This is a genomic window from Nocardiopsis halotolerans DSM 44410, assembly GCF_000341065.1.
GTDB lineage: Bacteria > Actinomycetota > Actinomycetes > Streptosporangiales > Streptosporangiaceae > Nocardiopsis > Nocardiopsis halotolerans.
Genome location: NZ_ANAX01000207.1, coordinates 66397 through 72715 on the forward strand (window position 1 = coordinate 66397; position 6319 = coordinate 72715).

Below are 6319 nucleotides of genomic sequence, written 5' to 3' on the forward strand. Positions count from 1 at the left end.
CGTCGATAGCCCGTCCTCCTCTCGGTGTGCGTCGGACAACCGTGGTGGTCCCGTGCTTCGGGCACGGGGGCGGCACTGCGTGTCCGCCACCGCGACCGGCGAGTACGCGACGGTCGCGGGAAAGTCTGTGGTGGCCCCGTGGGAGGGGCACGAGGCCCGGGCCCCGGACCGGCCACCGTCCTCGTGGGTCGAGGTTGATGGCCCGAATGGTGAACCTACCCGTCCCGGGCCCGCGCCATCCGGCCGGGCCCGGGGTCCGCTCGCAGGTCAGGGCGGACGGAGTCGGTGGAAGGAACTAGTCGTCCCCGCCGTCGGGAAGGAACATGCTGAGCACCCAGCTGACGATGGTGACGACGATCGCGCCCCAGAATGCGGGCCAGAAGCCGTCGATGTCGAAGGGCAGGCTGAACAGCCCCGCGATCCAGTTCGTGAGCAGGAGCAACAGCGCGTTCACCACGAGGCCGATCAGGCCCAGGGTCAGAGCGTAGAACAGACACCCGACCGCCTTGACGATCGGTTTGATCACCGCGTTGACCACACCGAAGATGGCCCCGACGGCGAGGTAGACCAGGATCTGGCCGACCGTGTCCTGTGCGGTGACGTTGATCCCGTCGATCAGGAAGACAGCCGCCCAAAGGGCGAGCGCGTTCACGATAACTCTGATAATGAGGCTCACAACCTAGATGTTCCCATGCCGTGGCAAGGTCCGGAAACTCCGGAGTGGGTGACCTTGCCGTCAGGCGTGTCGCCGCCGCCCCGAAGGAGATCCCGCCGTGTCGAGTGCCCGGTTCGTCCGTCCCGCCCGTACCACCGATGTGGACACGGTCGTCGACATCCAGGTGGCGTCGTGGCGGGCGGTGTACGGCTCCCTGCTACCCGACGAGGTGGCCGGGGCGCTGGGCGGCGAGGAGGCCCGCCAGCGGTTCCGTGAGCAGTGGACGACGGCCCTGGAGTCACCGCCGACCTCCAAACACAGGCTGGTGGTCGCGACGGACGAGGTGGACGGGGTGCGGACCGTGACGGGTTTCGCCGCGTTCGGCCCGGCCGGGGATCCGGACCTGTGGCCCGCCACGGACGCGGAGGTGTTCGCCCTGCACGTGGATCCCGGAAAGGCCCGTGAGGGGCACGGCAGCCGCCTGGTGAACGCGTGCGTGGACCACCTGGTGGAGGACGGTTTCGGCACCGTGCACGTGTGGGTGCCCGAGGACGACAACGCGCTGCGGTCGTTCTTCGAGGCCTCCGGATGGCGCGCGGACGGCGCCCGCCGCGAGATCGACCTGGGACGGCTGCTGCCGATGGTGCGCCTGCACGCGTCGATCTCCCGATAGAGGGTCCGGGACCGGAGGCGGATTGGGAAGCGCCGCGAGCAGGCACTACCGTGGGGTGGTTGTCGCGACGCGCCGGGTGGGCGCGTCGCCTTGAGTGGGGGGAGGGACCGGCGCGTGGCCACGGTCAGTGAATGGGTCTCGGGGATGCGTCCCCGCACGCTGCCGAACTCGATCGTTCCGGTGGTGGTCGGCACGGCCCTGGCCTTCGCCCTGGACGGGTTCGTGTGGTGGAAGGCGCTGCTGGCCCTGGTGGTGTCCATGGCGCTCCAGGTCGGCGTGAACTTCGCCAACGACTACAGCGACGGCGTCAAGGGCACCGACACCGAGGCGAGGACGGGCCCGACCCGGTTGACCGCGACCGGTCTGGCCGCGCCCAGGCAGGTGCTGGCGGCGGCGCTGGGCGGTTTCGCGTTCGCCGGTGTGGTCGGCCTGGTACTGGTCGTCACGTCCTCGTGGTGGCTGCTGCTGGTGGGCGCCCTGGCGATCGCCGCGGCCTGGTACTACACCGGGGGCCGCACCCCGTACGGGTACCGGGGCCTGGGTGAGGTCTCGGTGTTCGTGTTCTTCGGCGTCGTGGCCGTGGTGGGCACGGTGTTCGTGCAGGTGGGCTCCGCGCCGTGGCAGGCCTGGGTGGCATCGGTACCGGTGGGCCTTCTGTCCTGCTCGGTGCTGGTGATCAACAACCTGCGCGACATCCCGACCGACCGGGAGACCGGCAAGATCACGCTGGCCGTGCGCCTGGGTGACACCGGCACCCGCCGCCTCTACGGAGGCGCGATCGCGGTCTCCTACGTCGCCGCGCTGGTGCTGGCCCCGGTGTTCTGGTGGACGCCGCTGGTCCTGCTGTCGCTGCCGCTGGCGGTGCCGCCGCTGCGGCGTGTGCTGGGTGGCCAGGGGGGCCGTGACCTGGTGCTGGGCCTGGGTGAGACCGGGCGGCTCCAGATGGCGTTCGGCGTGCTGCTCTCCGCGGGCCTGCTCCTGGGGTAGCCGGGAGCGCGGTGGCCGCCCCTCTTCCCTTCCCGTGCACGCCCCGCCCTGGGTTAGGATGCGCGCACCCCAGACAGGCGCGTACGACACGGCAGGGAGAGACGACACCGTGCCAAGCGAGAACTCCGCCCCCGACCCCCTCGAACAGCTTCCGGATCCGGAGGCGTGGGCTCGGCGCTCGACGCTCCAGGCCGCGGCGTTCGACACGATCGGAGAACGCTACGACGAGGCCTTCCCCAGGAAGGAGGGTCAGGAGGACCGGGTGCGGCGGTTGCTGGACCTGCTGCCGCCCGACGCGCACGTGCTCGACCTGGGCTCAGGAACGGGTGTGCCCACCGCGCGGCAGCTCGTGGCCGCGGGCGCACGGGTCACCGGGTACGAGATCTCCGAGCGGATGATCGGGATCGCCCGCCGCAACGTGCCGGAGGCGACCTTCGTCCGAGCCGACATCCTCGACCTGGAACCCGCGGAGGTCTCCTACGACGCCATCGTGGCGTTCTTCTCCCTGCTCTGCCTGCCCAGGGCGCGCATCCCCGAGGCGCTGAGCCGCATCCGCGCCTCCCTGGTGCCGGGCGGCCTGCTGTGCCTGTCCATGGTGGAGGCCGAACTGGACGACGCCCCGATCCCCTTCCTGGGCACGGAGATACGGGTGTCGGGCTACCCGCGCGCGGAGCTGCGCCGGGTGGTGGAGGAGGCCGGGCTGGTCGTGGAGGACGAGCGGATCGTCTCCTACGAGCCCGAGGGCGCCGCCCCGGAGGTCCAGGTGTTCCTCACCTGCCGCCGCGGCGCGTAGGAGGTCCCCTCCCGCCCCGGTCGGGGCGGGAGGGGAACGCGGTGTCCGGACGGACCGTCAGTCGAGGTCGAGGAGGGCGTCCAGGCCCACGGTGAGCGGCTCGGGCAGGTCGGCCACCCCGCGCACGCCCAGCAGTACGCCCGGCATGAACGAGGTGCGGTTCATCGAGTCGTGCCGGATCTTGAGGGTCTCCCCGTCGGTACCGAACACGACCTCCTGGTGGGCGATGAGCCCGGCGATGCGCAGCGCGTGCACCCGCACGCCCTCCACGTCGGCGCCGCGGGCGCCGGGGACCTCGGAGGTGGTCGCGTCGGGCATCGGCGCGGTCCCGGCCTCGCGGCGGGCCTCGGCGACCAGCTCGGCGGTCCGGTAGGCGGTGCCGCTGGGGGCGTCGGCCTTGTTCGGGTGGTGCAGCTCGATGATCTCGGTGGAGTCGAAGTAGGGCGCGGCCTTGCGCGCGAAGTGCATCATCAGGACGGCCGCGATGCCGAAGTTCGGGGCGATCAGCACCTTGGCCCCGGGCGTGGCGGCCTGCATGGCGCGCACGCGCTCCAGCTTGGCCTCGTCGAATCCGCTGGTGCCGACGACGGCGTGGATCCCCTGGCCGATGAGCCACTCCAGGTTGTCCATCACCGCCTCGGGGTGGGTGAAGTCGACGACGCAGTCGGCCCCCGCCACCGCGCTCCGGTCGTCGGCGCTGTCCACGCCCGCGACGAGTTCCATGTCGTCAGCGCCCTGAACCGCCCTGACGACCTCTGACCCCATGCGCCCATCGGCGCCGAAAACTCCTACCTTGAACACGGCACGAGCGTACCGGAGCCGGAGGTCAGCGGGCGTCGGCCAGGGTGAGCGCGAAGTCACCGTCGGACCACCAGTGGGCGGGGTCGAACCCGGCGGCCTCCAGCTCGGCGGTCAGCCCCTCCCTGCGGAACTTGGCGGAGACCTCGGTGCGCACCTCCTCACCGGCGGCGAAGTCGACCTCCAGGTCCAGGGCGGTGATCCGTACGCGCTGGTCGGTCCGGGAGCGCAGCCGCATCTCGATCCACTCCCGCTCGGCGTCCCAGCGCGCCAGGTGGTCGAAGGCACCCGGGTCGAAGTCGGCGCCGAGCCGGTGGTTGATGACGTCGAGAACGTTGCGGTCGAAGGCGGCGGTCACCCCCTTGGCGTCGTCGTAGGCGGCGACCAGGCGGGCGGGGTCCTTGACCAGGTCGGCTCCGAGCAGCAGCGAGTCCCCGGGGCGCAGGACGCCGCGGATGTCGCGGAGGAATGCGGCGCGCGGCCCGGGTTCCTGGTTGCCGATGGTCGATCCCAGGACGGCCAGCAGCTGGCGGCCCCCGTTCTCGCCGACGGGCAGCAGCCCGAGGTGCTCCTCGAAGTCGCCGACGACGGCGTGCACGTCCAGGCCCGGGTAGTCGTCGGCGACGCGGCGGGCGGAGGAGGCGAGGAAGTCACCGCTGACGTCGACGGGCACGAAGCGGGTGAGGCCGCCGTGGCGGCCCATGGCGTCCAGCAGCAGGCGGGTCTTGGCACCGGAGCCGGACCCGAGCTCGATCAGAGCCTCGGCGTCGGCCGCGGCGGCGATCTCCTCGGACCGCCGTTCCAGGATCGCCCTCTCCGCACGGGTGGGGTAGTACTCGGGAAGCTCGGTGATCTGTTCGAACAGGGCGCTGCCGCGCTCGTCGTAGAACCACTTGGGCGGGAGTTGTTTGGGTTGGGCGGTGAGGCCCTCGGCGACGTCGGCGCGCAGCGCCTTGTCCAGGTCGTCGGCGGTCAGGTTGCGGTCGATGCGGAACATGCTGCCTCCTGTGTCCCCCGGTACGTACCCGGGGCGGGTGGGAGAGGTCTGTCAGCCGATCGGATGGATCTCGGTGTGCTCCCCCGTCGCCACGGCCACCGAGTCCTCGGGGACCTCGCGCCAGCCGGGCGCGTCGTCGAAGGGTTCCGAGGCCAGGAAGACGCCTCCCCCCGGCTCGCGCAGGGTGTACAGGGTGTCTCCGGCGGCGGTGGCGGCGATGGCCGTACCGTCGCTGGCCAGCAGGTTGTAGCGGCCTCCGGAGTGTTTCCGGGCGTGGCGGACCACGCTGGCCAGGGTGTGGGCCAGGTCCCTCGATTCCCGCCACAGCCGCACGGTGTGCGCGAACAGCGGGGCGGAGTCCAGGGCGGCGCGTGCGTCCAGCGCCCTCGGTGGCGGGGGCCATGCGAGCGCCTCGGTGAGCGCCTCGTCGTCCTCGACCGCGCCGTTGTGGCTGAACAGCAGCCGGTCGGCGCGGAAGGGCTGGGCGCCCGACTCCTCCGAGCCGAACCCGGGGGTGGCGTCGCGGACGGCGGCCACCACGCACCCGGAGGTGATGGCGCGGGCGGCGTCGGCGAAGGAGGCGTCACCCCACATGGGCATGGCCCGGCGGTAGCGCAGCGGTTCGGGGCGCCCCTCCCCCGACGGGTACCAGCCGACGCCGAACCCGTCGGCGTTGACGGTGCCGTACCGCTGCATGCGCGGAGCCCAGGACTGGACGTGCAGCGAGTGGGGCGCCGCGTACAGCAGGTCGTGCACCGTGCGCGGCGGCCCCACGTAGGCGAGGTGTCGGCACATCAGACGGGTTCCGCGTCGCGTGCGCAGCGGAACCCGCTGAAGATCTGCCTCCGGATCGGGTGGTCCCAGTTGCGGAACGTGGCGCGGGCCGCGGTGGGGTGGGTGGCCCAGGAGCCGCCCCGCAGCACCTTGTACCCGTCGTCGAAGAACACCTCCGAGTACTCGCGGTAGGGGAAGGGCCGAAACCCCGGATAGCCGGTGAAGGTGGTGGAGGTCCACTCCCACACGTCGCCGATCAGCTGCTGTACGCCCAGGGGCGATGCGCCTTCGGGGTGGCGTCCGGCCGGGGAGGGGCCGAGTCTGCGCTGGCCCAGGTTGGCGTGCCGTGGCCCGGGTTCGGCGTCGCCCCACGGGTAGCGGCGCGAGCGGCCGGTCGCCGGATCGAGGCGGGCGGCCTTCTCCCACTCGGGTTCGCTCGGCAGCCGCTTGCCCGCCCATGCGGCGTAGGCCTGCGCCTCGTGGAAACTGACGTGCTGCACGGGTTCGTCGTCGGGCACCATCTCGTGGCGGCCGAACCGCCGACGGGACCATCCGACGCCCTCACGGGTCCAGAAGGCCGGAGAGACGGCTCCCCTCCGCTCCTTCCACTCCCATCCGTCACGGGTCCACCAGCGGCGGGGC

Annotated in this window: 8 protein-coding genes; 3 read left to right on the plus strand and 5 right to left on the minus strand. The window is 71.9% G+C overall.

Annotated features, from left to right (window positions below; all coding sequences use genetic code 11):
• Window positions 1–295 precede the first annotated feature (295 nt).
• Window positions 296–676: a phage holin family protein gene (locus D455_RS0116130; RefSeq protein WP_083922264.1), complete on the minus strand. Its 381-nt coding sequence runs from the start codon at window positions 674–676 to the stop codon at window positions 296–298.
• Between the two features lie 97 nt (window positions 677–773).
• Here D455_RS0116130 and D455_RS0116135 point away from each other — a divergent pair, with 97 nt between their 5' ends.
• From D455_RS0116135 to D455_RS0116145, 3 genes are all read left to right on the plus strand, one after another.
• Window positions 774–1328 carry a GNAT family N-acetyltransferase gene (locus D455_RS0116135; RefSeq protein ID WP_017571751.1) on the plus strand — a complete coding sequence of 185 codons (555 nt, stop codon included), beginning with the start codon at window positions 774–776 and terminating at the stop codon, window positions 1326–1328.
• A gap of 114 nt (window positions 1329–1442) precedes the next feature.
• Window positions 1443–2315, plus strand: coding sequence for a 1,4-dihydroxy-2-naphthoate polyprenyltransferase (locus tag D455_RS0116140; protein WP_017571752.1), 873 nt, complete (start codon window positions 1443–1445; stop codon window positions 2313–2315).
• A 109-nt stretch (window positions 2316–2424) separates the two neighbouring features.
• Window positions 2425–3108: a class I SAM-dependent DNA methyltransferase gene (locus D455_RS0116145; RefSeq protein WP_017571753.1), complete on the plus strand. Its 684-nt coding sequence runs from the start codon at window positions 2425–2427 to the stop codon at window positions 3106–3108.
• A 57-nt stretch (window positions 3109–3165) separates the two neighbouring features.
• Here the strand turns inward: D455_RS0116145 and dapB are convergent, their stop codons facing one another.
• The 4 genes from dapB to D455_RS0116165 form a co-directional block, all read right to left on the minus strand.
• Complete coding sequence (dapB, locus tag D455_RS0116150; protein ID WP_083922266.1) at window positions 3166–3909, minus strand: 4-hydroxy-tetrahydrodipicolinate reductase; 744 nt, start codon at window positions 3907–3909, stop codon at window positions 3166–3168.
• A 25-nt stretch (window positions 3910–3934) separates the two neighbouring features.
• A complete protein-coding gene (gene egtD, locus D455_RS0116155) occupies window positions 3935–4903 on the minus strand; it encodes an L-histidine N(alpha)-methyltransferase (protein ID WP_017571755.1) in 969 nt (322 codons plus the stop codon).
• 51 nt (window positions 4904–4954) lie between these two features.
• Window positions 4955–5698 carry an ergothioneine biosynthesis protein EgtC gene (egtC, locus tag D455_RS0116160; protein WP_017571756.1) on the minus strand — a complete coding sequence of 248 codons (744 nt, stop codon included), beginning with the start codon at window positions 5696–5698 and terminating at the stop codon, window positions 4955–4957.
• The coding region (locus tag D455_RS0116165; protein ID WP_017571757.1) for an SUMF1/EgtB/PvdO family nonheme iron enzyme at window positions 5698–6319 on the minus strand (622 nt) is incomplete at its 5' end. The genes egtC and D455_RS0116165, both read right to left, overlap by 1 nt.

Bases quoted from the DNA above. Each gene is read 5' to 3' on its own strand.
- egtC (WP_017571756.1), bottom strand. From the start codon at position 5,698: ATGTGCCGACACCTCGCCTACGTGGGGCCGCCGCGCACGGTGCACGAC.
- egtD (WP_017571755.1), bottom strand. From the start codon at position 4,903: ATGTTCCGCATCGACCGCAACCTGACCGCCGACGACCTGGACAAGGCG.